Raw genomic sequence first — 25,326 nt, 5'->3', positions numbered from 1 at the left:
AAGCGGAAGGAGGGCGAGGGCCGGGCGCACGGGCTGGCCGGCCAGGGGGCCGGTCGCGAAAGGCGCGGAACGGGCGGGGTTCGCCTGCATGGCGGGGAAGCTACGTCGCCGATCGGATCGAGGCAAGCGCGGAATGGTGCCGCGGGGCCCCTTTCCGGGGCCCCGCGAACCGGCTCAGTTCTTGGTCTGGTCGACCAGCTGGTTCTTCTTGATCCAGGGCATCATGCCGCGCAGCCGCTCGCCCACCTGCTCGATCGGGTGCTCGGCCAGGCGGCGGCGGGTGGCCTTGAAGCTGGCCTGGTTCACCTTGTTCTCCAGCATCCAGTCGCGCGCGAACTTGCCGCTCTGGATGTCGTCCAGCACGCGCTTCATCTCCGCCTTCGTCTCCTTGGTGACGATGCGCGGGCCCGTGACGTACTCGCCATACTCGGCCGTGTTGGAGATGGAGTAGTTCATGTTGGCGATGCCGCCCTCATAGATGAGGTCGACGATCAGCTTCACCTCGTGCAGGCACTCGAAATAGGCCATCTCGGGGGCGTAGCCCGCCTCGGTCAGCGTCTCGAAGCCCGCCTTGATCAGCTCCACCAGGCCACCGCACAGCACGGCCTGCTCGCCGAACAGGTCGGTCTCGCACTCCTCCTTGAAGGTCGTCTCGATCACGCCCGAACGCCCGCCGCCGATGGCCGAGGCATAGGAGAGCGCGATCTCGAGCGCGTTGCCCGAGGGGTTCTGGTGAACGGCCACCAGGCAGGGCACGCCGCCGCCCTTCTGGTACTCGCCGCGCACCGTATGGCCGGGGCCCTTCGGCGCGATCATGAACACGTCGATATCGGGGCGCGGATCGAGCAGGTTGAAGTGCACGTTCAGCCCATGCGCGAAGGCGAGCGCGGCGCCCTCCTTCATGTTGGCGTGCAGGTGCTCGCGATACAGGTCGCCCTGGCCCTCGTCGGGGGTCAGCACCATCACCACATCGGCCCACTTCGCCGCCTCGGCGGGGGACATCACCTTGAAGCCCGCGGCCTCGGCCTTCTTCGCGGAAGCGCCGGGACGCAGGCCGATCACGACCTCCTTCACGCCGGAATCGCGCATGTTCATGGCATGGGCATGGCCCTGGCTGCCGAAGCCGATGACCGCGACCTTCTTGGCCTTGATCAGGTTCACGTCCGCGTCGCGGTCATAGTAAACGCGCATCTGCACTCCCCTTTGGGTCGAAAACGCTGGGATATCTCGGGGGCCGGGCGCTTCGCCGTCCGGCCCGGTTCTCAGGCCGCCAGGCTGCGCGGCCCGCGCGCGATGGCGACGGCCCCCGTGCGGGACACCTCCGCCAGCCCCAGCGGCCGCATCAGCGCCACGAAGGCGTCGATCTTCTCGGCCGCGCCGGTCATCTCGAAGGTCAGGCTCTCATGGCTGGCATCCACCACGCGCGCCCGGAAGGCATCGCCCAGGCGAAGCGCCTCCATCCGGGCCTCCCCGCGGCCGACCACCTTCACCAGCGCCAGCTCCCGCACGAGATGCGGCCCCTCCATCGTCAGGTCGGCCACCATGTGCACCGGCACCAGCCGGTCCAGCTGCGCCTTGATCTGCTCGATGATCATGTCCGTCCCGGTGGTGACGACGGTGATGCGCGACAGGCGCCGCTCCTCGTCCACCGGCGCCACCGTCAGGCTCTCAATGTTGTAGCCACGGCCGGAGAACAGGCCGATCACGCGCGCCAGCACGCCCGCCTCGTTCTCCACCAGCACGGCGATCGTCGCCGTGCGCTGCATCGCGTCGGACATGCTCAGACCAGCACCTTGCCTTCATCCGTCACGCCGGCAACGCCGCCCGCCTGCCCCGCGCCGAGGATCATCTCGTTATGCGCGGCGCCCGAGGGGATCATCGGGAAGACGTTTTCCTTCTGGTCCACGCAGATATCCGCGATGACCGGCCCGGGATGCGCGATCATCTCGCGGATCACCTCGTCCAGATGGCTCGCATCCGTCGCGCGCAGCCCGCGCGCATGGAAGCTCTCGGCCAGCTTCACGAAATCGGGCAGCGCGGCCGAATAGCTCTCGGAATAGCGCGAGCCATGCAGCAGCTCCTGCCACTGCCGCACCATGCCCATATATTCGTTGTTCAGGATGAAGACCTTCACGGGCAGCCGGTACTGCGCCAGCGTCCCCATCTCCTGAATGTTCATCAGGATCGAGGCCTCGCCGGCGATGTCAATGACCAGCGCATCGGGATGCGCGATCTGCACGCCCGCCGCCGCCGGCAGGCCGTAGCCCATCGTCCCCAGCCCGCCGGAGGTCATCCAGCGGTTCGGCTTCTCGAACCCGAAATACTGGGCCGCCCACATCTGGTGCTGCCCCACCTCGGTGGAGATGAAGGTATCCCGCCCGCTCTCGCGCGTGATCTCGTAGAGCCGCTTCACCGCATGCTGCGGCTTGATGATGGAACCGCTCTGCTCGTAGCGCAGGCAGTCGCGCGCGCGCCAGCCGTCGATCTCGCGCCACCAGCCCGCCAGCGCCTCGCGGTCCTGCTCGGCACGGTCCGCCTCCCAGGCCTCGATCAGCGCGCGCAGCACCTCCCCCGCATCCCCCACCACGGGAACGTCCACCTTGACGTTCTTGTTGATGTTGGAAGGGTCGATATCGGCGTGGATCTTCTTCGAATTGGGGGAGAAGGCGTTCAGCCGCCCCGTCACCCGGTCGTCGAAGCGCGCGCCGATGTTGAACATCACGTCGCAGCCATGCATGGCGAGGTTCGCCTCGACCGTGCCGTGCATGCCCAGCATCCCGATGAAGCGCGGGTCGCTGGCCGGGAACACGCCAAGCCCCATCAGCGTGTTCGTGCAGGGCATGTTCGCCATGCGCACGAACTTCGCCAGCAGCTCGCTCGCCTCCGGCCCCGCATTGATCACGCCGCCCCCGGCATAGACCACCGGCCGCTTCGCGCCCTTCAGCAGCGCAACGGCCTTGCGGATCGGATCCGCATCGGGACGCGTCTGCGGCCGATAGGACCGATGCTCCTCCTTCGGGGCCTCCTCATAGGTCCCCTTGGCCAGCAGGATGTCCTTCGGCAGGTCCACCACGACAGGCCCCGGCCGGCCGGAGCGCGCCACGTAGAAGGCGTCATGCACCGTGCGCGCCAGCTCGCCGATCTTCTTGACGAGGTAGTTGTGCTTCGTCGCCGGCCGCGTGATGCCCGTCGTATCCGCCTCCTGGAAGGCATCGTTCCCGATCAGATGCGTCGGCACCTGCCCCGTGAGGCAGACGACGGGGATGCTGTCCAGCAGCGCATCCACCAGCCCCGTCACCGCATTGGTGGCACCGGGGCCGGAGGTGACGAGCACGCAGCCCACCTTGCCGGTGGAACGGGCATAGCCCTCCGCCGCATGCACCGCCGCCTGCTCATGCCGCACCAGGATGTGACGGATGGCATTCTGCTGGAACAGCGCATCATAGATCGGAAGGACGGCACCGCCAGGATAGCCGAAGATAACCTCTACGCCCTGGTCCTTCAGCGCGCGAAGGACGATCTCCGCGCCCGTCAGGGTGCCTTGATCGGTCGGGGCGGGAAGGGTTGCGGACATGCGGCTTTTCCTCAGCGAGGGTTGCGCGGACCGGTGGTCTACGGCCCCCCCGACATGGGGTCAATGCACGATTTTCGTAAATGACAAGATTTCTCGCAGATCGCTTTCCGAAAATTGCGCATGACCCTCGATCCGCGCATTGATGATATGCGTGACGCTCGGGGCAGCCAGCGGATGGTGCCGGAACCAGGTCGCCTGCCGCTTGGTGTACTGCCCGATGGCAAGGCAGGCCCGACGCCCCGCCTCCTCCAGTGAAAGCCGCCCCTCCAGCACCGCGGAAAGCTCAGGCACCCCATGCGCGCGCATCGCGGGCAGGGCGGGATCCAGCCCCAACGCCCGCAACGCCCGCACCTCCTCCATGGCCCCGCCCCGCAGCATCCCCTCCCAGCGCGCCGCGATGGCCGCCCGCAGCGCCTCGCGCGGCGGGTCGATCAGGATGGCGCTGAACCCATGCGGCGCCGGCCCGGTCGAGGGCGCGGTCTCCTGCCATTCCGCCATCCCCCGCCCCGTCGCGCGCCACACCTCCCAGGCCCGGGCCAGGCGCTGGCTGTCGCTCGGCCGAAGCCTCGCGGCACTCCGCGGATCCACCTCCAGCAGCCGCGCATGCAACGCCGCCGGACCCTCCTCCGCCAGCAGCCGCCGCGCCTCCTCCCGCGCCTCCGGCGGAATGGCCGGCATCTCGGAAAGCCCGCGCGTCAGGCTGCTGAAATACAGCCCCGTCCCCCCGCAGAGGATCGGCAGCCGCCCCATGGCCGCGGCCCGCCCCATCGCCTCCAGCGCCGCCTCCCGCCACCAGGCGACCGAAGCCGCCCGCGCCGCCGGATGCACGCCATAAAGCGCATGCGGCGCCAGCCCCTCCTCCTCAGGAGACGGCCGGGCGGTCAGCACCCGCAACTCCCGGTACACCTGCATGGAGTCGGCATTGATCACCACGCCGCCCAGATGCCGGGCGAGCGCCAGGGCCAGGGCCGACTTGCCGGAGGCGGTCGGTCCGGCGATCAGCAGGGCTTGCGGTTGCTCCATTTCGGGTCCGGGGGCATGAACCGCGCCCATGTCGCATGTCCTCACCCTGATCGCACCCCCGGGCCGGCTGTCCTCCGCCATTCTCGCCCGTGTCCGCGACGCCCTCTCCGCCCTGGGCGCCGATCTCGGCGCGCCGGACTGGCTGGCCGAGGCCGAGGCGCTGGACCTCCCCTTCTCCCACCTGAATCCCGAACAGGCCGTGGCCGCCGCCCGCGCCGCCCTGCAGGCCGAACCGGTCGATGCCATCGCCCAGCCGGCGGAAGGCCGCCGCAAGCTCCTCCTCATCGCCGACATGGACAGCACCATCGTCACCTCGGAAACCCTGGACGAGCTCGCCGCCTATGCCGGCCTCAAGGACCGTGTGGCAGAGATCACCCGCCGCAGCATGAATGGCAAGCTGGACTTCGCCGCCGCGCTCCGCGAACGCGTCGCCATGCTGAAGGGCCTCTCCGTGGACGCGCTCGAAGCCACCTGGAAGCAGACCCACCTCATGCCCGGCGCCCGCGCCCTGGTCCGCACCATGTCCGCCCACGGCGCCCACTGCGCCCTCGCCTCCGGCGGCTTCACCTTCTTCACCGGCCGCGTCGCCGAGCTCTGCGGCTTCCAGAGCCACCATTCCAACACCCTGCTGGATGACGGCCGCACCCTCTCCGGCACCGTCGCCGAACCGGTCTTCGACCGCGACGCCAAGCTCGCCACCCTCACCCGCCTCGCCGCCGAAAAGGGCCTCCCCCTCTCCGCCACCATCGCGGTCGGAGACGGCGCCAACGACCTGGCCATGATCGGCGCCGCCGGCCTCGGCGTGGCCTACCGCGCCAAGCCGGTGGTCGCGAACGCCGCCCGCGCGCGCGTGGACCACGCCGACCTCCGCGCCCTGCTCTACGCCCAGGGCTACCGCGCCAGCGACATCGCGGCGGACTGATCCCGGCAGGTCTCATCCTGGGCTGATGGTCTGTCCCGGGGAGAGGAAGAAGGAATTCTTCCTCTCCCCGGACCCCTCACCATCATCTTCTTCTAGAAGTTTGGAATCACAGGGCTGATGGTGCGCCTCGGGTCATCGACCCGAGGCGACTACAACGGAAGGAAGGTCGCCCTGCAACACGAGACCCCATCCATCCGGGGCATCCACGGCAGTCAGACGGGGTTCCAAGGGCCTCAGGCCCTTGGCGGGTGGAGGGCAGAGCCCTCCGGGCCCTTCACCCCGCCGGCGCCTCCAGCCCGAACACCTCCCGCAGCCCCATCCGCCCGGCGGGGCTGACGGCCAGCGCGCGGGACCCGGCAACCCGCCGCACCCAGCCCAACTCCAGGCATCGCCGGCACAGCGCCGCCCCCAGCGCCCCGGCTAGATGCGGCCGCCGCTCGCTCCAATCCAGACAGGGGCGGCAGAACGGCCGCCCGCGCGCGGCGGGAATGGCCACGCCCAGCCCTTCCAGGAACCGCCCGCCCGCCTCCGTCAGCGCCCCGCCATCCGCCGAAAGATCCAGCAGCCCGCGCGCGACCATCGCATCCGCCATCCCCACGGCCAGCCGCCCGGCCAAATGGTCGTAGCAGGTCCGCGCCTCCCGCAGCGCCGAATCGCGCGGCCCCGTCCGGGGCTGCGGCAGGGGCCGCGCGGCGGAAAGCGCCATCAGCCCCTCCAGCACCCGCGCCACCTCCGGCGAGGCCAGCCGGTGGTAGCGGTGCCGCCCCTGCTTCTCCACGGCCAGCAACCCCGCCTCCACCAGCCGGGCCAGATGCCCGCTGGCCGTGGTGGGCGCCACGCCGGCCACCCCGGCCAGCTCCCCCGCCGTCAGCGCCCGCCCATCCATCAGCGCCGCCAGCATGTTCAGCCGCGCGGGGTCCCCCAGCGCGGCGGCGGTCTCGGCAAGGGCGGCTGTGCTGACCATCCCCCGGGGATACCGCGCCCCGCACCGCCCATGCTACGGCCGGGCCCGCAGCATCGCGCGGCCACAGCCCGCAGGATCGGCGCCGCCACCGCACCGGAGCCACCATGGACCCCGCCTTGCTCGCCGCCATCGCGGCCACCTTCACCCTCGCCGGCTTCGTGAAGGGCGTGATCGGCCTCGGCCTGCCCACCATCGCCATGGGCCTCCTCGGCTCCCTGATGCCCCCGGCCGAAGCCGCCGCCCTCCTCGTCATCCCTTCCATCGTCACGAACATCTGGCAGATGGCGGGCGGCCCGGCCCTCGGCCCCCTGCTGCGCCGGCTCTGGCCCATGCTGGCCGGAATCGCCCTCGGCAGCTGGGCCGGCGCGGGCCTGCTCACGGGCACCCGCACCGGCACCGCCATGGCCGGGCTGGGCGCCGCCCTCCTGGCCTACGCCATCATCGGCCTGCTCCCCTGGAAGCTCCCCCGCGTCCCCCCGCGGCACGAACCCTGGGCCGGCCCGCTCACCGGCACGGCCACCGGCCTCATCACCGGGGCAACCGGCGTCTTCGTCATCCCCGCCGTGCCCTATCTCGGCGCCCTCGGCCTCTCGCGGGACTCCCTGGTGCAGGCCCTCGGCCTGTCCTTCACCGTCTCCACCTTCGCCCTGGCCGCCGCCCTCGGCGGAGCCGGCGTCTTCAACGCGAACCTCGCCTGGGGATCCGTGATCGCCCTCGCCCCCGCGCTGCTCGGCATGGGCCTGGGCAACGCCCTCCGCCGCCGCGTCAGCCCCGAAACCTTCCGCCGCTGGTTCTTCCTCGGCCTGCTGGGCCTCGGCGCCCAACTCCTCGGCCGCGCCCTGGTATGAGAGGGGGGGCTCCGCCCTCAACCCGCCAAGGGCCTGAGGCCCTTGGAACCCCGTCTGACTGCCGTGGCTACCCCGGATCGAAGGGGTCTCTGGTCGAGGGCGCTTTTCCTGCCTTTGCAGTCGCCTCGGGTCATGGACCCGAGGCGCACCGTCAGCCCCGTGATTCCAAACTGATAGAAAAAGAAGAAGGCGAGGGGTCCGGGGAGAGGAAGAATTCCTTCTTCCTCTCCCCGGGACAAACCATCAGCCCAGGAAAAGTCCCCCGCCCCTCAAACCGTCCGAAGCGCCGCGCAAACCTTCTCCAGCTGCGCGTCCGTCATCTCCGGGAAGACCGGCAGGCTCATCACCTCCGCGGCCGCGCGGGAGGTTTCGGCGCAGCCCGCCGGCCCGGTGGCGATCCGCCCGGCATAGGCGCCCTGCTCATGCACCGGCACCGGGTAGTGGATGGCCGTCATCACGCCCAGCGCGCGTAGCCGGTCCATCACCGCCTCCCGGTTCGGCACCCGCAGCACGTATTGGTGGAACACATGCTCCACCCCCGGCGCGCGATAGGGCGCGGTGAAGGGCCCGTCCGCCAGCGCGGCATCATAGGCCGCCGCGATCGCCTGGCGCCGCGCATTGCCCCTGTCCAGCAGCGGCAGCCGCACGCGCAGGATCGCGGCCTGCATCTCGTCCAGCCGGCTGTTCACCCCCACCTCGTCCGAAATGTAGCGCCGGTGCCAGCCATATTGCCGGATCGCGGCCATGCGCTTGGCCAGCGCCTCGTCCGGCGTGGCGGTGATGCCGGCATCGCCCAGCGCGCCCAGGTTCTTGGTCGGGTAAAGGCTGAAGGCCGAGGCATCCCCGATCGTGCCCAGCATCCGCCCGTTCAGCCGCCCGCCATGCGCCTGCGCCACATCCTCCACCACCGCGATCCCCGCCGCCCGGCAGGGCCCGAGGATGGCATCCATGTCGCAGGCATGCCCGTAGATATGCACGGGGATCACGGCCCGGATCGGCGGCAGCCCCGCCGGCGGGTTGCGGATCACCTCCAGCAGCTCCGCCGGGTCCATGCAGAAGGTCCTGGGGTCGATATCGATCAGCAGCGGCGTCGCGCCCGTCATCTCGATCGCGGCCACCGTCGCCACCGCCGTGTGGGAAACGGTCGCCACCGTGCAGCCCGGCCCGATGCCGAGGCCGCGCAGCACCAGCGCGATGGCATCCGTGCCGTTCGCGCAGCCCACCGCGTGCATCGCCGGCGCATCCCCGCCCGAGAGCCAGGCGCCATACTCCCGCTCGAAGGCCGCGCCCTCCTGGCCCAGGATGTACCAGCCGCTGTTCAGCACGCGGCTCACGGCGGCATCGATCGCGTCCTTCTGGGCGCGGTAGGCGGCCCCCAGGTCGGCCTGCGGAACGATAATGTCCTGTGCGTTCATGGGAACGTCAGTCCTCAGATCTCGTCGGAGAGATAGGCGGGAAGGCGGGGGCGGAACCAGTCGACCGTCCGGCGCAGCCCCTCGGCCAGTGTGACGCGCGGCCGCCATCCCGTCACGCCCCGGAACAAACGGTCATCCGCGTGGTAGGAGCCGATGTCGATCGCCGCGCGCTCCGCCGGGAAGGTCTTCAGCACGTAGCGGCCCTCCCCCGCCGCGGCGAGCATGGCATCGCCCAGGTCCTGCAGCGTGATCGGCGCCTCGCCCCCGATGTTGAACGGGCGCCCGGCCGCCGCATCCGGCTTGCTCGCCAGCGCCTCGGCCGCCGTCACGAAGGCGGCCACCACGTCATCCACGAAGGAGAAGTCGCGCAGCTGCCCGCCGCCCCAGATCTCGAAGGCCTCCCCCTCCAGCACCCGGCGCACCCAGATGCCGAGGAAGGTCTGCCGCGCATCCATCACCCGCATCCGCGGGCCGTAGCAATTGGTCAGCCGCAGCGCCGTCACCGGCCGCCCATGCACCCGGTTCTCCAGCAGCCAGTACTGCTCCGCCGCGAACTTCGAGACGCCGTTATTGTCCGGCGGCACGATCGGGTGGCTCTCCGGCACCGGCAGCATCTGCGGCCTGCCATAGAACTGCCGGGTGGAGGCATGCACCACCCGCGCGGCCGGCGCCGCATCCCGCAGCGCCGCGATCAGCCGCAGCTGGGCATGGCCGTTGATGGCCAGGTCCGTGAACGGGTCCGCCTGGCTGCCGGCATGGCTGGTCTGCCCCGCCATGTTGAACAGCACGTCGACCCCCTCGACCAAGGGGTGCAGGTCCGCGTCGCGCAAGTCCTGCTCCACCAGCCGGGCGCCGCTGCCCTCGAGATTCGCCCGGCGCGCGCCGGTGCCGGGCAGCAGCGCGTCGAGCGCCACGACCTGCGCCCCCGCCGCCCCGAGCGCGTGGCACAGCGCCGAGCCGAGGAACCCCGCCCCGCCCGTCACCAGCACCCGCTTGCCCTGCCAATCAGCACTCATCCGCCCACCTCGCACCGGCCTGTTCCCCGGGGTCCCGGACCACTCCTGCCCCCGGCGGAAGCCCGCCAATCGCAGCATCCACGCGGGCGGGGGCGGAACCGGGACGGAAATGCGGCGGTCCCTGGGCGTCTGTCCAGCGGTGCCGCGGCGCTTTCCGCCCCGCCAGCCCTCTCCCTAGCCCGAATCATCCGCCGCGTTGCCCTCATCCTTGCGGGAGAGCCGGCTGCGGGTGATCTCGTAGAAGCCGAAGAGAAGGAGGATCTGCCCCGCCAGCACCTCCACCGCGCCAAGCAGCCGCGCCCCGTCATCGGTCGGCCAGATATCCCCGTAGCCCACGGTGGAAAGCGTCACGATGGAGAAGTGCAGCGCATCCCGGAAGCTGAGCTGGATGGGCCCATGCGGCCCGGCGAAGAGCGGCGTGCGCGAAAGGCCGTCCGCGATGCGGAAAAGGCAGGCGAAGACGACGGCGATCAGGGAGAACAGCGCCGCATAGGTCGCGATCGGCACCATCAGCGCCACCGCGCGCGCGCCGATGGCGTCCATCACCTGCGCCATGTCCACCAGCAGCCGCACCAGCTCGCGCACGGTGCGCGCGGCCAGCACCCCGATCAGCGTCGAGCCCGCCAGCATCGCCACGCCCTGCCATTCCGGCCCCAGCCGGTTGGCCGGCGAGGCAAGGCTGGCCACCGCGATCGCCGCCACCATCAGCATGAATTGCCCGATCCGGCGCAGATGCTCCTCGTCCGGCGGCTCCCCGCCCTCGACGATGTAGCGGAGCCGCGCGCGGTGGCGCAGCACCGCCCAGAGAAAGGCGAGCACCGGGATGAGGAAGGCCACCCCCTCCACCACGGCCCCCGTGTCCGGAAAGGCAGACCGCCCGACCACGGTGAACAGCGCCGCATAGGTCGCGAACCCCACCCCCGTCCCCAGCGCGAAATCCAGCCCCTCCGGAAACAGCCGGAACAGGAGCCCGAAGCCCAGGGCGGCCGAGGCCAGCACCACCAGCGGGAAGAGCAGCCCGTGATCCCCCACCCCCGCCGCGACCAGCGCGCCCAGCCCCATCGTGGCCAGGAAGGGGCGCCGCCAGCTGCGGTCGCGCAGGAAGGGCCTCATGGAAGGGCCATCAGGGCGCCCGGGCGATGCCGGTGATCTCGACCTTCCACTGCGGGTTCACCAGCGGCGCCTGAATCGTCATGCGCGCGGGCTTGGCCGAGCGGTCGAGCCAGGTATCCCAGGCCCGGTTCATCGCCGGCGCGTCGTTGATGTCCGCCAGGATCACCTGCACCGAAAGCAGGGCGCGCTTGTCCGTCCCCGCATCCTCCAGCAGCGTGTCGATCTGGGCGAGGATATCGGCCGTCTGCCCCTCCGCATCCAGGCTGGCATCATCCGCCACCTGCCCGGCCAGGAAGATGAAGCCCCCCGAGATAACAGCGCCGCTCAGGCGCTCCTCCTCGGCGATGCGGCGGATATCCATGCGAATCTCCCTTTCGGCTGACCGCGGCAGGGTGGCACGCGCGCCCCGATCCACAAGGGGCGGCCCGCCCCTTGGCTGACGCGCGGCCCGCCCCTCAGCTCACAGGCGCCCCGTCCGGCCCGCCCTCGGCGCGGAAACCCACCCGCATCCCACTCGCCGGAGCCCGGTCCAGCTGCGGCCGCAGCCCACGGCGCGCCCCCACCGCCTCCGCGGCAGCCGCGATCGCATCCTTCTCGCCCTCGTTGCAGACGATGGTCACGGTGCCCCTGGCCTCCAGCGCCCGCTCGATCTGCGCATCCCACTTCGTCGCCATCACGCCACTCCTCCCGCGCCCAGCCCTGAACGCGCCAACAGCGGGATCGGTGCGGGCAGGCGCTCGCAGCTTGTTGCCCGCCCGTTCCATTGTGCCCAACGCAAGGCCGTGCGAGCAGACCCGCATGGGCGACCTGCTGAACAAGACGATCCTGGCGAGCCGCTACCTCCTGGCCGTGTTCTACCTCGGCCTGGGCGCGGCCCTGGCCATCTACGCCGTAAAGTTCGCCGCGAAGATCTACGAATTCGCCACCAAGGTCCTCGGATCGGACGAACACGACAACCTCCTCGCCCTCCTCTACCTCCTCGACTCAGCCCTCGTCGCCGCCCTGGTCGTCACCGTCGCCCTCTCCTCCTGGGACTCCCTCGTCTCGCGGCTGAAAGCGGATGCGGAACGGGAAAACATGAGCTGGGTCGCGAAAGTCGACCCCGGCAACCTCAAGATCAAACTGGCCACCGCCCTGGTCGCCATCTCAGGCATCAACCTTCTGCAGATGTTCCTGGAGATCAAGCAAACCGAGGACCGCGTGCTCTTCTGGGCCATCGCCATCCACGGCGCCTTCCTCATGGGCGTCCTCGCACTCGCCATAGCCGACCGGCTGGAAGGCACCACCGAAGGCAAACCCACAGCCGAAACCCCCACCGGCCAGAAATCCGGCGCCCTGCCCGGCCGCTCCCAACGCCTCGAAACCGGCCCGGACCAACCGCCGCCGCGCGGGAACTAAGGCGCTCGGATCGAAGAGGAGGGCTCCGCCCTCCACCCGCCAAGGGCCTGAGGCCCTTGGAACCCCATCGGACTGCCGTGGATACGATGATCGAAGGGGTCTCTGGTCAGGAGTCCCCTTCCTGCCTTTGCAGTCGCCTCGGGTCATGGACCCGAGGCGCACCGTCAGCCGAATGACTTCAGCTTGAAGAAAAAGAAGAAGGTGAGGGGTCCGGGGAGAGGAAGAATTCCTTCTTCCTCTCCCCGGGACAAACCGTCAGCCCAGAACAGCAACCCGAAGCAACCGCCCGCTCACCCCGCGAGATGCCGCCGCCGCATCATCCGCGCCAGCACCCCGTCCACCGGCCCGGCCACCACCGAGCCGATCCAGGCAAAGCCCGCCGACAGCACCACCGCGGGTCCCGTCGGCACGTCCAGATGGTAGGAAAGAAGGATCCCCGCCGCCGAGGCCAGCATGGCGATGCCCACGGCGGCATAGACCATGCCGCCCACCCCCCGCGCCCAGTGCCGCGCCGCGACGGCGGGAAGCATCATCAGCCCCACCGCCATCATCGTGCCCAGCGCCTGGAAGGCCGCCAGCACGTTCAGCACCACCAGCGCCATGAAGAGCAGATGCCACACCCCGCCCCGCGCCCCCTCCGCCGCGGCGAAGGAGGGGTCGAAGCATTCCAGCACCAGCGGGCGCCAGGCAAAGGCGAGGGTGAGGAGAGTGAGGGTCGAAACCCCAGCCATCATCAGCAGCGCGGGGTCGTCCACCCCCAGCACGCTGCCGAACAGGAGATGCGTCAGCTCCACTGACCCCGCCGAGGCCGAAACCATCGTCACGCCCAGCGCCAGCGCGACGAGATAGAGCGCGGCCAGCGCCGAATCCTCCCGCCCGCCGGTGGCGCGCGAAATCGCCCCCGCCCCCAGCGTCACCACCAGCCCCGCCACCAGCCCGCCCAGCGACATGGCCGTGACCGAAAGCCCCGCCAGGATGAACCCCGCCGCCACCCCGGGCAGGATGCCATGCGCCAGCACATCCGCCGTCAGGCTCATCCGCCGCAGCATGAGGAACACCCCCAGCGGCGGCGCGGCCACGGAGAGGACAAGGCAGCCCACCAGCGCACGGCGAAGAAAGCCGAACTCGGCGAAGGGGGCGATCAGCAGGTCGTAAGGCAAGGGATCAGGCAGCGCGTTCGCAGGCGGCGGCCGCGTCGTCCCAGCCCTCCGACATCATCCGGGCCCGCATGCGGTTGGAAGCGGCCAGCGCCCCCTCCGTCGCCCCCCAGGCCACGGGATCCCGGGCCAGGAGAAGCGTCTCCGGGAACTCCCGCCGCACCAGCTCCAGGTCATGCAGCACGGCCACCACGGTGCGGCCCTGCCCATGCCACTCCCGCACCAGCCGCAGCAGGTCGGCCGCGGTCCGGGCATCCACCGCGTTGAACGGCTCGTCGAGCAGGATCACCGGCGCGTCCTGCACCAGCAGCCGGGCGAAGAGCAGCCGCTGGAACTGCCCGGCCGAAAGGCTGCCCACCGGCCGCCGCGCGAAGCCGCCAAGCCCCACCGCCTCCAGCGCCGCCTCGGCTCCGTCCCGCCCGCCCGGGCCGATGGCCCCGAACGCGCCGCAGCGCCGCCAATGCCCGAGCATCGCGACATCCAGGCAGGAAATCGGAAAGCCCCGGTCCAGCGCCGACATCTGCGGCAGCAGCGCGATCCGCTCCACAGGCCGCTCGATCCGCCCCTCATCCACCGGATGCAGCCCGGCAATGGCCCGCAGCAGCGTGGTCTTGCCCGCCCCGTTCGGCCCGACGATCGCCGTCAGGCTCCCCGCCGCGAACTCCCCGGAAAGGTGATGCACCGCCGGGTGCCGGTCATGCGACAGCGTCACGTCGCGCAGGCGGATCGCGCCGCTCATGCCGAAAGCGCCCAGGCCACCGCACCCCACAGCAGCACGGACACCGCCAGGGCCCAGCCCAGGCGCGGCAGCGCCCCGGCCGAAAGGGCCAGCGGGTCGTCGAGGCGCCAGCGCCGGGGGCTGTTCTGGGTCGGTCGGGTCATGGTGTTACGACATAACATACGCCGGGAGGGATGCCGCTTCAACGCCCGGGGCCTGGAGAAGCCACGTCCGCATCGCCACTCTCCCCGCCACGATGGACATGCCCCCCCCGCCTTCGCCCCCCCTTCCCGCGCCCCCCCGCAGCGACGAAGCCGAGCTCCGCACCCGCCTCAACCGCCACAAGGCCCTCGCCACCGGCCTCCTGGCGGGAATGGCCGGCGTCACGCTCGGCTCCTACGCCCTGCCCCCGGGTTACTGGACCGACCTCCTCCAGGCCTCCGCCAAGGCCGGGCTGGTTGGCGGCCTGGCCGACTGGTTCGCCGTCACGGCCCTGTTCCGCCACCCCCTCGGCCTGCCCATCCCCCACACCGCCATCATCCCGCAGCAGAAGGCCCGCCTCGGCCAGGGCCTCGGCCGCTTCGTCGCCAACCATGTGCTGACCGAGGCGGAGGTGCGCCGCGTCGCCGGCCGGATCGACGCCCCCGCCCTGCTCCGCCGCTTCCTCTCGGACCCCGAGCGGGTGCGCCCGGCCGCCGAGGCCCTGGCCGCCTCCCTCCCCCGCATCCTCCGCAGCCTCGAGGATGCGCGCGCCCGCCGCATGCTGCTGCGCCTGCTCCCGCGCATGGTCTCGGGCCCGGCCGCCGCCCGCATGGTCGCCCGCGCGCTCCGCCTGCTCGTCCAGGGCGGGCGCCACCAGGAGGTCTTCGGCCTCGCCCTCTCCCAGCTCAAGGCCGTGGTGGCGGCGAAGGAGGAAAGCCTCAAATCCGCCATCTCCCAGCGCGTCCGGGCCGAAGGCGGCGCGCTGGTCGGCTGGGTCGCCGGCGCCGCCGTCGCCCGCCGCGTGCTGTCCGCCCTGAACGCCGAGCTGGACAAGATGGAACCCGGCGACAGCGAACTCCGCGCCGCCTTCGAGGCCTGGGTGGAAGCCGAGATCGACAAGCTGGAGACCGACCCCGCCCGGGCCGAGGCGATCGGCGCCGCCCTCCGCGGCGCGCTCGCCCATCCCGCCGTCTCCACCTGGCTGCTGGATGCCTGGGCCCGCCTGCGCGCGGCGCTGGAAGCCGATGCGGCGCGGCCCGAAGGACGCACCGTCACCCTCATCGCCGGCTTCCTCCGCAACCTCGGCGACCTGCTGGAACAGGACGAAGCCGCGCGCGCCCGGGTGGACCGCTTCATCGAAAGCACGCTGCTCACCGTGCTGCCCGCCGCCCAGGGCCGCATCGCCGGCTTCATCGCCGAGGTGGTGGCCGGCTGGGACACGGCGACCGTGGTGGAGAAGATCGAGCTGCGCGTCGGCCGGGACCTGCAATATGTGCGGATCAACGGCACCATCGTCGGCGCCCTGGCGGGCGGAGTCCTCTTCGCCCTGCTGCACGCCGTCTTCGGGCGGGTCGCCTTCTAGAGGCTCGGTCCGGGCCGCGGCAGGGGCGGGACAACCTCCCCGCCCCCTTCCCTGGCCCCGTCCCTGCCCTGGCGGGCCGCCCGCAGCTCGTCCCGGATCTCCTGCAGCAGCAACTGCTCGCGCGTCGGCCCCTCGTCCTTCTTCGGCGCGGCATGCAGCCGATGCACGAGCCGGACGAGCCAGAACACCGCGAAGGCGACGATGACGAACTTGATCACCGCATTGATGAACTGACCGACCGCGATGACGGCCGCGCCGGACTGGCGCGTGGCATCCAGCGAAGGCCCGCGTTCGCCCGCGAGCACGACGAACAGGTTGGAGAAGTCGATCCCGCCGACCAGCAGGCCGATCAGCGGGTTCAGCAGATCCTCGACCAGGCTGTTGACGATGGCCGTGAAGGCCGCGCCGATGACCACGCCGACCGCGAGGTCGATCACGTTGCCTCGGGCGATGAAGGCCTTGAAGTCACCCAGCCAGCCGGGCTTGCGGATCGGTAGTTCCATGGTCAGGCGAGCTCCGTCTTCTTCCGCCGAAGCCAGGCAATGTGCCGCCGCAGCTCATAGATACGGTCGGCATAGCTGTCAGGCAGCTTGAGCTCGGCGGCTTCCTTGTCGAGCGCGTCCAGCTTCGCGGCGGTCTGCATCGACAGGCCCTTCGCGCTCTCCTCGTCCACCGTACGGACCTTGTTGTAGATATTCCAGAGCTGCCGCTCGATCTGCCAGGTGTAGATGGGCGGCGCGATGCGGGCGAGCGGCAGCAGCAGCGTCACCAGCGGGATCAGCAGCACCCAGAGCCGCTCCACCGTCACCGCCAGCCAGAAGGGCAGATAGGTCTGCAGGAAGGAAACGCCCTTCTCGTAGAAGCGCGCGGCATCCGCCTGCAACGGCACCTCATGCCCAAGCCCGGAGGGAAAGCGGCCCTCGGCCGCGAAGAGGCTGCGCGCCTTATGAGTGTCGCGCAGGATGCGCATCATCAGCGCGGCAACCTGCGGGTTCAGGTCGTCCCGCGCGAGAAGCGAGGCCGCCGGCGCCATCAGCGTCACGTCGCCGCGCGGCAGGTCCTCGGCCAGGCTGATGCTGCCATTGGGCAGCCGCACCGGCGTGAGATAGGGAAGATGCACGGCATAGGCATCGGCGCGGCTGGCGAAGTTCAGCAGCTCCACCCCCTCCGTCCGGATCAGCCGGTTGATCGCCTCGTTCGGCTGCGCCGCGACCAGCACGACCGCCTGGATCTGGCCCTGCACCAGCGCCTCCGCCGCCTCGTTCCCCGCCAGGGGCACGGGCTGGATGGCATCCGCGCCAAGCCCGTTCGCCTGCAGCAGCGCGAGGGCAAGGATCCGCGTCCCGCTGCCTTCCGGCCCGACGGCAACGGCCTGCCCGCGCAGCGCCTGCACGGGGCTGCCCCCCTCCTGGCGCCGCCGCACGAAGACCCAGGCCGGCTCGTAGAAGACCTGCCCGAGCGTGACGAGGCGTTCCTTGCCCACCGCCCCCGGCACGCCGCCCTGAACCAGCGCGAGGTCCACGCGCCCCTCGCGCAGCAGCCGCACATTCTCGGCCGAGCCCTGCGTCGGCACGCGCTCCACCTTGAAGTCCTCGGCCTCCAGCTCCTTGGCGTACTGCTCCACCGCCCGCGCATAGGCGCTTTCCGGATTGGCGGAGACCGCGAAGCGCACCGTGTCCGGCGGCGCGGGCGAGACGAATCGCCAGGCGATCACCAGGCCGATGATGGTCGCCACGAGCACGAGGCCCCAGGAGCGAAGGAAGGCTTTGACGGCTTGCCACATGCCTGCCGCAACGAAGCCGCGCGAGCAGGGTTGCCCCGCCGGGACGAGGAGAGCGCATGCGGCGCCGAAACCGATGCGCGACGGCCACGTTGCGCTTCCGATCCGCATGTCGGCCCGCCGGGCCGATCAGCGGGATCGACCCAAACAGGAGACCTCGATGTCCCGCAAGTTCGCGCTTCTCGCCGCCGCCTGCGCCTTCACGGCGATCATCGGCGCCGGCTCGGTCGCGCATGCCCAGGCGCAGAGCGACATGATCCCGCCCGGCGCGCCCCTGCCCGGCGGCTCCACCGCCCGCGGCCCCGTCGAGTCCGGCAATCTCGCCCCGGCCGGCCGCACCGCCTATTCCGGCTCCGGCGCCGCCTCCTCCACCACCTCGGCGCGCCCCTACCGCCACATGCGGGGCAACCGCCAGGCGGTGCGCCGCGACATGCGCCAGCGCCGCGCCGCGGCCACCGCGCCCTCCGACCGCGCCTATCTCGGCGGCGGCGCCGTCTATGAGCGCGGCGCCGACGGGACCCTGCGCCCGGTCATGTAAGGCCGGGCGGTCCCTGACCGCCTCGTCGTTGCGGGCGCCGCCGGATCCCCGGCGGCGCTTCGCGATTCAGCCCGCCGCCGTCAGCGATTCAGCCCGCCGCCGTCAGCGGTTCAGCAGCACGTCCGGCAGCCAGGTCGCGATCGGCGGCCAGATGGTGATGACCGCCACCGCGACCACGAGCATCATGAAGAAGGGCAGCGAAGCCCATGCCACCGCCGTCTGCTCCCTTCCTGTCTGCGCCTGCATGACGAAGAGGTTGAACCCCACGGGCGGCGTCACCTGCGCGATCTCGACCAGCAGAACGATGAAGATTCCGAACCAGACGAGATCGAACCCGGCCTGCTGCACCATGGGCACGACGATCGAGGTCGTGAGCACGATCATCGAAACGCCGTCCAGCGCCGTGCCGAGAAGGATGTAGATCACCGTCAGCATCGCGATCAGCCCGAACGGCCCGAGGCCCAGCGACGCGACGCCGGCCGCCAGCGCCGTGGGAATGCCCGTCAGCGCCATCGCCTTCGTCAGATAGGCCGCGCCCGCCAGGATGAACATGATCATGCAGGACAGCCGCGTCGCGCCAGCCAGGCTGTCCCGGAAGTTCGTCCAGCTCAGGCATCCCGTGGCGGCCGCAAGCGCGAGGGAGCCCAGCACGCCAAACCCCGCGGCCTCCGTCGCCGTCGCCCAGCCCAGGATCATGGAGCCGATGACGGCGAGGATGAGCAGCGCGCAGGGAATCAGCTGCGTCGAGCTTCGCAGCTTCTCCGCCAGGCTCATGCGCGGCTCGGGCGGCGGCTGCTTCCTCGGGTTCAGCAGCGCCCAGACGATGATGTAGAGGCTGAACAGCCCCATCACCACCAACCCGGGCACGCACCCCGCGAGGAAGATGCGGATGATCGAGACCTCCGCCGAAACGGCATAGACGACCATGATGATCGAGGGCGGGATGAGGATCCCCAGCGTGCCCGAGGTCGCGAGGCTGCCGATCGCCACGTCCTGGTCGTAGCCGCGCCGGCTCAACTCCGGCAGCGCGATCTTCGACACCGTCGCACAGGTCGCGGCGGAGGAGCCGGAAACCGCGCCGAAGATGCCGCAGGCCAGGATGTTCACATGCAGCAACCGCCCGGGAATGCGCCTGACCCATGGCGAGAGCCCGTTGAACAGCTCCTCCGAGAGCTTCGTGCGGAACAGGATCTCCCCCATCCAGACGAACATCGGCAGCGCCGCGAGCGTCCAGGACCCCGTCGCCTCCCAGAAGGAGGTGGCGAGGAAGGTTCCGGGCTGCGGATGCACGAAGACGATGGCCACGAAACCCGCCGCCGCGAGGCTCATCCCGATCCAGAGCCCGCCGGCCAGGAACAGGACGAGCAGCAGGAAGAGCAGCGCGGAGAGTTCAAGCAGTCCCATCCGCCTAGCCCTCGACCGAATAATCGCCGCGCGCGGCCCGCGCCTCGGCGGCGAGCACGTAGCTCGGCTTGCCCCGGCGCAGCACCGTCACCAGCTCGTCCAGCACCGCCACCAGCAGAAGGCCCGCGCCAATCGGCATGGTCAGCTTCGGGATCCACAGCGGGATCGGCAACTCCCCCTGCGCGACATCCTCGATCTCCAGCGAGAACAGGACATCGTCCACCATCCACCAGATCGCATAGGCGCAAGCCACCGCTGCCAGGCTCAGGGCCAGGATCTCCATCCCCCGCCGCGCGCCCGGCGGCACATGCTCGATCAGCAGCCCCACCCGGATCAGCTCACCCCTGCGGAACGTCAGGGCGAGGGCAAGGAAGGTGGTCGCCACGCAGAGATAGGCGCTGATGTCGTCCGAACCGGGAAAGTGCATGCCAAGGAAGCGCAGCCCCATCTGCGCCACCATCACCAGGAAGATGCCGAACAGGGAGAGCGCGGCCAGCACCGCGCCACCCGCGTAAAGGGCGTCCAGCCCCCGCCTGATCACCGCCCCGCGCTCAGCCGGCGCGATAGGACTCGACCAGCTTCTTCCCGTCCTCGCCCGCCTTCGCGGCCCATTCCTCCGTCATCGTCGCGCTGATCCGGGAAAGCCCGTCCCTCAGCGCCTGGCTCGGCTGCTCGATCTTCAGGCCACGCGCGGCCAGCGTGTCCTGCGCCTCCTTCTCCGCCGCGCGGGACATCTCGAGCCCCCGCGCCTGGGCCGCCTGCGCGGCCTCCTGCACGGCGGTCCGCTGCGCCGCCGGCAGCGCCTCGAAATCGCGCCGGCGCACGAAGACGATGTTGTTCGTGTAGGTGAAGTTCACGGGGGTGAAGACCTTGCAGTAGTCCCAGGCCTGAGTGTCCACGCCCGTCGCGGCGCTGGTCACCATCCCGTTGATCACGCCCGTGGCAAAGGCCTGTGGCACCTCGCTGGCCTGCACCAGCGTCGGGTTCGCACCGACCAGCGCGGCGAAGCGGTTGGTCATGGTGTTGAAGGTACGGAACCGCGTCCCGCGCAGCGCGTCGAGGCTGTCGATCCGCGCGTTGCTGTAGAAGCCGCCCGGAGGCCAGGGCACGTTGTACAGGATCGAAAGGCCGGTGCGCTGGAACCGCGCCTCGATATAGGGCCGCGCGAGCTGCGCCAGCTTCACCGAGGCCTCGAAGCTCGGCGCCAGCAGCGGCACGCCGTCCACCTCGAAGAACGGATCCTCGTTGCCATAGGCCGAGATGAGGATCTCGCCGAGCTGCACCTGCCCCTGCTGCACCCCCCGCTTGATCTGCGGCATGGGCAGCAGCGAGCCATTGGTGTGCAGCTGGATCTGCAGCGCCCCGTTGGTCGCCTTCTGCACGTCCTCGACGAAGGCCCGGACGTTCTTCGTGTGGAAGTTCGTGTCCTGATACGGGGTGGCGAAGCCCCAGCGCGCCCCCTGCGCGCGGGCCGCGCCCGCCCCCCCGAGGCCAGCGGCACCGGCGGCGCTGGCCGCCAGAAGGTTCCGACGGGTGAAGACCATGTGCCCTGCTCCGCTGCGGTAGCTGCGATTCCGCCGGCATCATCGGCACCAGCGCAGTCCGGGCGCAAGGGCGCAGCACCGCCCCATCGGGCCCTCCCCGCCCGCGCCTGCCCCCTATCGCGGCATCCGTGCGAGGCGAAGGGCCGATTCTGCCACCGGATCGGGCGGCAGCGCGGCCAGCGGGGCGTGGCGCAAAACCTCCACCGCCCCGCCGCGCGGGGCACAAAGGGCCGGATCGCTCTCCTCCCCGAACAGCGCCAGCGTCGGGCAGCCGGCCGCGGCGGCGAGATGGGTCGGCCCCGTGTCATTCCCCACCGCCACCGCCGCGCGCCGCGCGATCGCCGCCAGCTGGAACAGGGTGGTCCGCCCCGTCAGGTCCAGCGCATCCGGCGCCGCGGCACGGATGGCCCCGGCCAGCCCCGCCTCCCCCGCCCCGCCCGCCACCACCGCCGGTATCCCCAGCCGCGCGGCCAGAGCCGGAAAGCCCGGCCAGCGCTTGCCCGGCCGCGCCGGGCTCGCCCCGGGGATCAGCAGGGCAAAGCGCGGCGGCAGCGAAAAGCCGGAAAGATCCGCCTCCAGCCACGAAAGCTCCGGCACCGGAAATTCCGTGATCCCGGCCATCCGCAACTGGTCCCGCTGCCGCTCCACCGTATGCATCCGGTCGCGCCCAGGGTTGGCATGCGGATGGCTCGCCCCCCGCGCGATCCCCGACCACTCCGCGCCCCCCCCGACAAAGAGCCGGTAGCGCGAGGACCGCGACGAGGTCTGCAGGTCATAAACCCGGTCGAACCGCCCCGCGCGCAACCGCCGCGCCAGCACGAACAACCCCGCGACATCCGTGCTGGGCGGCCGCCCATTCTCCCAAACCCGGTCGAACCACGGGCTGCGCCGCCCCAGCTCCGCGAAGGGCGGCGTCGTCAGCAGCGTGATCTCCGCCCCCGGATGATGCGCGCGAATGGCGGCGAACGGCCCGAAGGCCTGCACGAAATCCCCGAGCGCCGCGAGCTTGATGACAAGAATGCGCCCGCTCACCCCGCCACCTCCCGATACAGCGCCAGCGTCGCCTCCTGCATCGCACGCGTGGTGTAGCGCGCCAGCACCGCCGCCCGCGCGGCCTCCCCCATCGCCACCCGCGCGGCGGCGGGCTGCGCCAGCGCATGGGAAATGGCCCGCGCCAGCGCCGCCGGATCGCCGGGCGCCACGCGCCACCCCGTCACCCCCTCCTCCACCGTCTCCCGCGGCGCCCCGAGATCGGAGGCGATCACCGGCCGCCCCATCGCCTGCGCCTCGATCACCGTCCGCCCGAAAGCCTCCGCATCCGTGCTGGCATGAACAACGACATCGGCCAGCGCCAGCGCCGCCGGCATATCCGCCACCGCGCCGGCCAGACGCAGCACGACGCCGCTCTCCACCGCCAGCGCCTCCAACTCCGCCCGATACGCCTCCCGCCCCTGCGCATCCCCCGCGAAAACCACCACCGGCCGAGGCTCCTCCAGCAGCGCCACCGCCCGCAGCAGCACCGCCTGCCCCTTCCACCGCGTCAGCCGCGCCGGCAACAGCAGAACCGGCCGCCCCTCCGGCAAACCCCAGCCCCGCCGCAACCCCTCCACCCGCGCCGCCTCCACGGCCGCCGGATCGAAGCGCACCGGATCCACGCCCCGCGGAATCACCCGCAGCCGCTCCGCCGGCACCCCATGCCGCTCCCGCACCAGCGCCGCGATATGCTCGCTGATCGCGATCACCCGCTCGCCCCGCGCCATCACGGAGTTGTAGAACCGCTTCCCCGGAAAACCCTCATTGTAGCTGCCGTGATAGGTGGTGACGAAATGCACCCCCGCCCGGCGCGCCGCCATCAGCGCCGACCAGGCCGGAAACCGGCTCCGCGCATGAATGATCGCCACCCCCTCCTCCCGCGCCAGCCGCGCCAGGGCCCCGGCATTCGCCACCAGCGCCGAAGGACTCTTCCGGTCCAGCGGCAACACCACATGCCGCGCCCCCGCCGCCTCCAGCTCCGCCACCATCGGCCCACCCGCCGAGGCAACGACCGCCCGCCCCCCCGCCTCCACCAGCGAGCGCGCGATCTCGACCGTCCCGCGCTCCACCCCCCCCTGGCCCAGGGCGGGCAGCACCTGCAGGACGGGAGGCGGCGGAATGGGCATGGAACCCGCCCTTACAGAACCAGCCCCGCCCCGTCACCCGGCCCCACGCTCCCACGCGGCCCATCACCGGCCGCCAGCCGCCCCCGCCCACGCCACCGCCCCCCCTCCCGGCCAGCAGCATCACCCGCGCCAAGACCGCACAGAGAGGAATCACCCACCACCCGCCCCGCTTGTGCCGAAGCCACCCCCGGGGCTAGGCCGCCCCCCATGAACGAGATCCGCGGCACCCTCACCCGCCCGGACGGCGTGGCCCTCGCCTACGCCGCCCTCCCCGGCTCCCCCGCCTCCCAAACCCCCACCACCGTCTTCCTCGGCGGCTTCCGCTCGGACATGGAGGGCTCCAAGGCCCTCCACCTCCGCGACCACTGCGCCCGCACCAACCGCCCCTTCCTGCGCCTGGACTATTCCGGCCACGGCATCTCAGGCGGCGACTTCGAACAGGGCACCATCGGCGCCTGGGCCGAGGACGCCGCCCAGGTCATCGAAGCCGTCACAACAAAGGATGGCGCCCCCGGCCCCCTGATCCTCGTCGGCTCCTCCATGGGCGGCTGGATCGCCCTCCTCCTCGCCCGCCGCTGGGGCACCGCCCGCATCCGCGCCGTCATCGGCCTCGCCGCCGCGCCGGACTTCACCGAAACCCTCATGCCCGCCGAATTCACCGCCGCCGACCGCGAAACCCTCGCCCGCGACGGCGTCCTCCGCCGCCCCTCCCAGTACGGGGCCCCCATCCCCATCACCCTCCGCCTCCTCACCGAAGGCCGGAACCACCTCCTCCTCCCCGGCCCCATCCCCTACGAAGGCCCCGTCCGCCTCCTCCAGGGCATGGAAGACCCCGACGTCCCCTGGCAGCACGCCCTCCGCATCGTCGAAGCCCTCCCCGGCCCCGACGTCACCCTCACCCTCATCAAGGACGCCGACCACCGCCTGTCCCGCCCCCAGGACCTGGACCGGCTCACCCGCACGCTGGATGCGCTGCCGGTCGGGTGACCGGCGCTGTGGAACCCGGCTAGCCTAGCTCATGTGGCCCGGTGGAAGGCTCTGCCTTCCCCCGATACCCCCAACCGCCAGGAGCCTGAGGCCCCTGGACCCGCATCGATCCGACTGAACCAGTTTCGGGACATCAAAGATCGATCTGACGGCCGAACCCGGGACGTGATGCTGCAGCCTCAATCGTGTCCTCAACCCGGTCAAACTTACCGCCGACTCTGATTTGCGCCTCACTGACAGCAATTTCCGAGGACATCACTACAAGTGACCTCAAACCTTTAAATATAGTCATTGATCTTAATATCAAAAGGACGAGAAAACTGCTAACAACAGCGTTGAGCAGCGGGATAAGGCTAAAGCTGTCAATGGTGAGACCAGCTACGTTCAAATTTGGCACATCTAGGGACCAGTTCAGCAGTTTCCCTAGTATAAGAAGACCGCATGCAGAAAAAGAAAGCCCAAAAAGGGCAGCCCAAATTCTCAATTGAAAGAGAAGTGCATCTCGGACCTGTCCAATTTTCTTGACCGACAACCCGCCCGCACGCAAGATTGTCGCAGTAAGGATGGCAGTTGGCAGCACTCCAGCCATGAGCAGCGCCAGCAGCGCCACAATCTCCGAGGTCGCTGAATTGTAGAAATCGTGATTCAGAGATGCACCGCCCAGAGTACCCAGCAATAAAGCAAGCACGATTCTGGCATACCTCCCGTATAGGTGCGGCAGGGCAGCCAAAACAACGCGCGCGTTCATTCCTCTATATGTCCGTTCTCAACAAAGTGCCTATATGCCGCAAACAACTTTCTTTGGACATCTTTCTCGTCGAGCAGACTTCCGACGGTCAGTACCTCTGCGGGGTAACTAAGCTTCATTAACAGGTTGCTGAAGAAGTCGGCCCTCGACGCGATTTGAGGAACATGATTCACCTCCGCAGGGCAACCGCGGGGTTGATGATGCGGGGGACGGACGAGACGAGCGGGTCGCTGTTCAGCTACGTCGATCTTGAGGCGCGCATCCCGGCGCGGCATCCCCTGCGCAAGATCCGGCAGGTGGTGAACGAGGCGCTGGCCAGCCTGGATGCCGATTTCGAGGTGCTTTACACCGACTTCGGCCGCCCCTCGATTGCGCCCGAGCGGCTGATCCGAGCGAGCCTGATCCAGATCCTGTTCTCGGTCCGCTCCGAGCGGCAGCTGATGGAGCAGATGCA

27 protein-coding genes and 1 pseudogene are annotated in these 25,326 nt (G+C 70.4%); 7 read left to right on the top strand and 21 right to left on the bottom strand.

Going from position 1 to position 25,326, the window contains the following annotated elements; all coding sequences use genetic code 11:
* Positions 1 to 174: 174 nt before the first annotated feature.
* The 4 genes from ilvC to miaA all read right to left on the bottom strand — a co-directional run bounded on the left by ilvC (position 175) and on the right by miaA (position 4,597).
* The gene (gene ilvC, locus BUB97_RS22380) at positions 175 to 1,191 is read right to left on the bottom strand and encodes a ketol-acid reductoisomerase (RefSeq protein ID WP_073139190.1); all 1,017 of its coding nucleotides are present in this window, start codon (positions 1,189 to 1,191) and stop codon (positions 175 to 177) included.
* Positions 1,192 to 1,262: 71 nt separating this feature from the next.
* Entirely contained in the window at positions 1,263 to 1,778 is a 516-nt protein-coding gene (gene ilvN / locus BUB97_RS22375; protein WP_073139188.1) for an acetolactate synthase small subunit, read from the bottom strand.
* Between the two features lie 2 nt (positions 1,779 to 1,780).
* Complete coding sequence (locus BUB97_RS22370) at positions 1,781 to 3,574, bottom strand: acetolactate synthase 3 large subunit (protein ID WP_073139185.1); 1,794 nt, start codon at positions 3,572 to 3,574, stop codon at positions 1,781 to 1,783.
* A 60-nt stretch (positions 3,575 to 3,634) separates the two neighbouring features.
* Complete coding sequence (gene miaA / locus BUB97_RS22365) at positions 3,635 to 4,597, bottom strand: tRNA (adenosine(37)-N6)-dimethylallyltransferase MiaA (protein WP_073139261.1); 963 nt, start codon at positions 4,595 to 4,597, stop codon at positions 3,635 to 3,637.
* Between the two features lie 28 nt (positions 4,598 to 4,625).
* Between miaA and serB the strand changes: the two genes are divergently transcribed.
* A complete protein-coding gene (serB, locus tag BUB97_RS22360) occupies positions 4,626 to 5,519 on the top strand; it encodes a phosphoserine phosphatase SerB (RefSeq protein ID WP_073139183.1) in 894 nt (297 codons plus the stop codon).
* Between the two features lie 274 nt (positions 5,520 to 5,793).
* Here serB and BUB97_RS27325 read toward each other — a convergent pair whose 3' ends face one another.
* On the bottom strand, positions 5,794 to 6,483 hold the full coding sequence (locus BUB97_RS27325; RefSeq protein ID WP_073139180.1) for an ArsR/SmtB family transcription factor: 690 nt from the start codon (positions 6,481 to 6,483) through the stop codon (positions 5,794 to 5,796).
* Between the two features lie 104 nt (positions 6,484 to 6,587).
* On the opposite strand from BUB97_RS27325, the gene BUB97_RS22350 reads away from it, so the two are divergent.
* The gene (locus BUB97_RS22350) at positions 6,588 to 7,331 is read left to right on the top strand and encodes a sulfite exporter TauE/SafE family protein (protein WP_073139177.1); all 744 of its coding nucleotides are present in this window, start codon (positions 6,588 to 6,590) and stop codon (positions 7,329 to 7,331) included.
* A gap of 269 nt (positions 7,332 to 7,600) precedes the next feature.
* Here the strand turns inward: BUB97_RS22350 and BUB97_RS22345 are convergent, their stop codons facing one another.
* The 5 genes from BUB97_RS22345 to BUB97_RS26405 form a co-directional block, all read right to left on the bottom strand.
* Positions 7,601 to 8,746: a DegT/DnrJ/EryC1/StrS family aminotransferase gene (locus BUB97_RS22345; protein ID WP_073139173.1), complete on the bottom strand. Its 1,146-nt coding sequence runs from the start codon at positions 8,744 to 8,746 to the stop codon at positions 7,601 to 7,603.
* A 14-nt stretch (positions 8,747 to 8,760) separates the two neighbouring features.
* Positions 8,761 to 9,762: an NAD-dependent epimerase/dehydratase family protein gene (locus tag BUB97_RS22340; RefSeq protein ID WP_073139170.1), complete on the bottom strand. Its 1,002-nt coding sequence runs from the start codon at positions 9,760 to 9,762 to the stop codon at positions 8,761 to 8,763.
* Positions 9,763 to 9,936: 174 nt separating this feature from the next.
* On the bottom strand, positions 9,937 to 10,875 hold the full coding sequence (locus tag BUB97_RS27320) for a potassium channel family protein (protein WP_073139167.1): 939 nt from the start codon (positions 10,873 to 10,875) through the stop codon (positions 9,937 to 9,939).
* A 10-nt stretch (positions 10,876 to 10,885) separates the two neighbouring features.
* Positions 10,886 to 11,236: a RidA family protein gene (locus tag BUB97_RS22330; RefSeq protein WP_073139164.1), complete on the bottom strand. Its 351-nt coding sequence runs from the start codon at positions 11,234 to 11,236 to the stop codon at positions 10,886 to 10,888.
* 94 nt (positions 11,237 to 11,330) lie between these two features.
* The gene (locus BUB97_RS26405) at positions 11,331 to 11,549 is read right to left on the bottom strand and encodes a hypothetical protein (protein ID WP_073139161.1); all 219 of its coding nucleotides are present in this window, start codon (positions 11,547 to 11,549) and stop codon (positions 11,331 to 11,333) included.
* A gap of 124 nt (positions 11,550 to 11,673) precedes the next feature.
* On the opposite strand from BUB97_RS26405, the gene BUB97_RS22320 reads away from it, so the two are divergent.
* Positions 11,674 to 12,273 carry a YqhA family protein gene (locus BUB97_RS22320; protein WP_073139158.1) on the top strand — a complete coding sequence of 200 codons (600 nt, stop codon included), beginning with the start codon at positions 11,674 to 11,676 and terminating at the stop codon, positions 12,271 to 12,273.
* Between the two features lie 410 nt (positions 12,274 to 12,683).
* Here BUB97_RS22320 and BUB97_RS22315 read toward each other — a convergent pair.
* The 3 genes and pseudogenes from BUB97_RS22315 to BUB97_RS26400 all read right to left on the bottom strand — a co-directional run.
* Positions 12,684 to 13,352 (bottom strand): annotated as a pseudogene (locus BUB97_RS22315) (metal ABC transporter permease); the annotation flags it as partial.
* 85 nt (positions 13,353 to 13,437) lie between these two features.
* A complete protein-coding gene (locus BUB97_RS22310; RefSeq protein WP_073139153.1) occupies positions 13,438 to 14,169 on the bottom strand; it encodes a metal ABC transporter ATP-binding protein in 732 nt (243 codons plus the stop codon).
* Positions 14,166 to 14,312 (bottom strand): hypothetical protein, encoded by a 147-nt coding sequence (locus tag BUB97_RS26400; protein WP_175562717.1) that lies wholly within the window; start codon positions 14,310 to 14,312, stop codon positions 14,166 to 14,168. Before BUB97_RS26400 ends, BUB97_RS22310 begins: the two co-directional genes overlap by 4 nt.
* Before the next feature lie 98 nt (positions 14,313 to 14,410).
* On the opposite strand from BUB97_RS26400, the gene BUB97_RS22305 reads away from it, so the two are divergent.
* Positions 14,411 to 15,712 (top strand): DUF445 domain-containing protein, encoded by a 1,302-nt coding sequence (locus BUB97_RS22305; protein WP_073139258.1) that lies wholly within the window; start codon positions 14,411 to 14,413, stop codon positions 15,710 to 15,712.
* Here BUB97_RS22305 and mscL read toward each other — a convergent pair.
* Positions 15,709 to 16,215 (bottom strand): large conductance mechanosensitive channel protein MscL, encoded by a 507-nt coding sequence (gene mscL, locus BUB97_RS22300; protein ID WP_073139151.1) that lies wholly within the window; start codon positions 16,213 to 16,215, stop codon positions 15,709 to 15,711. The genes BUB97_RS22305 and mscL overlap by 4 nt on opposite strands.
* Before the next feature lie 2 nt (positions 16,216 to 16,217).
* The gene (locus tag BUB97_RS22295) at positions 16,218 to 17,495 is read right to left on the bottom strand and encodes a TAXI family TRAP transporter solute-binding subunit (RefSeq protein ID WP_073139148.1); all 1,278 of its coding nucleotides are present in this window, start codon (positions 17,493 to 17,495) and stop codon (positions 16,218 to 16,220) included.
* Between the two features lie 157 nt (positions 17,496 to 17,652).
* On the opposite strand from BUB97_RS22295, the gene BUB97_RS22290 reads away from it, so the two are divergent.
* Positions 17,653 to 18,030 carry a hypothetical protein gene (locus BUB97_RS22290; protein WP_073139145.1) on the top strand — a complete coding sequence of 126 codons (378 nt, stop codon included), beginning with the start codon at positions 17,653 to 17,655 and terminating at the stop codon, positions 18,028 to 18,030.
* A gap of 102 nt (positions 18,031 to 18,132) precedes the next feature.
* On the opposite strand, the gene BUB97_RS22285 is transcribed toward BUB97_RS22290, so the two are convergent.
* The 5 genes from BUB97_RS22285 to BUB97_RS22265 form a co-directional block, all read right to left on the bottom strand.
* Positions 18,133 to 19,434, bottom strand: a complete 1,302-nt coding sequence (locus BUB97_RS22285; RefSeq protein ID WP_073139143.1) for a TRAP transporter large permease — start codon at positions 19,432 to 19,434, stop codon at positions 18,133 to 18,135.
* A gap of 4 nt (positions 19,435 to 19,438) precedes the next feature.
* On the bottom strand, positions 19,439 to 19,975 hold the full coding sequence (locus tag BUB97_RS22280; RefSeq protein ID WP_073139140.1) for a TRAP transporter small permease: 537 nt from the start codon (positions 19,973 to 19,975) through the stop codon (positions 19,439 to 19,441).
* Positions 19,976 to 19,985: 10 nt separating this feature from the next.
* Entirely contained in the window at positions 19,986 to 20,978 is a 993-nt protein-coding gene (locus BUB97_RS22275; RefSeq protein ID WP_086062474.1) for a TRAP transporter substrate-binding protein, read from the bottom strand.
* Between the two features lie 114 nt (positions 20,979 to 21,092).
* Positions 21,093 to 22,010 carry a glycosyltransferase family 9 protein gene (locus BUB97_RS22270; protein ID WP_073139138.1) on the bottom strand — a complete coding sequence of 306 codons (918 nt, stop codon included), beginning with the start codon at positions 22,008 to 22,010 and terminating at the stop codon, positions 21,093 to 21,095.
* The gene (locus BUB97_RS22265; RefSeq protein ID WP_073139135.1) at positions 22,007 to 23,137 is read right to left on the bottom strand and encodes a glycosyltransferase family 4 protein; all 1,131 of its coding nucleotides are present in this window, start codon (positions 23,135 to 23,137) and stop codon (positions 22,007 to 22,009) included. The genes BUB97_RS22270 and BUB97_RS22265 overlap by 4 nt, the downstream gene beginning before the upstream one ends.
* Positions 23,138 to 23,344: 207 nt before the next feature.
* On the opposite strand from BUB97_RS22265, the gene BUB97_RS22260 reads away from it, so the two are divergent.
* Positions 23,345 to 24,124: an alpha/beta hydrolase gene (locus BUB97_RS22260; protein ID WP_073139132.1), complete on the top strand. Its 780-nt coding sequence runs from the start codon at positions 23,345 to 23,347 to the stop codon at positions 24,122 to 24,124.
* A gap of 133 nt (positions 24,125 to 24,257) precedes the next feature.
* Here BUB97_RS22260 and BUB97_RS26005 read toward each other — a convergent pair whose 3' ends face one another.
* Positions 24,258 to 24,872: a hypothetical protein gene (locus BUB97_RS26005; protein WP_139281426.1), complete on the bottom strand. Its 615-nt coding sequence runs from the start codon at positions 24,870 to 24,872 to the stop codon at positions 24,258 to 24,260.
* Positions 24,873 to 25,072: 200 nt separating this feature from the next.
* On the opposite strand from BUB97_RS26005, the gene BUB97_RS22255 reads away from it, so the two are divergent.
* On the top strand, positions 25,073 to 25,326 hold a 254-nt coding region (locus tag BUB97_RS22255; RefSeq protein ID WP_139281342.1), incomplete at its 3' end, for a transposase.

Source organism: Muricoccus roseus, from assembly GCF_900141905.1.
Taxonomy (GTDB): Bacteria; Pseudomonadota; Alphaproteobacteria; order Acetobacterales; family Acetobacteraceae; genus Roseomonas; species Roseomonas rosea.
The sequence above is the reverse complement of the archived record's forward strand: the minus strand, read 5'-3'. Positions and strand labels throughout refer to the sequence as shown.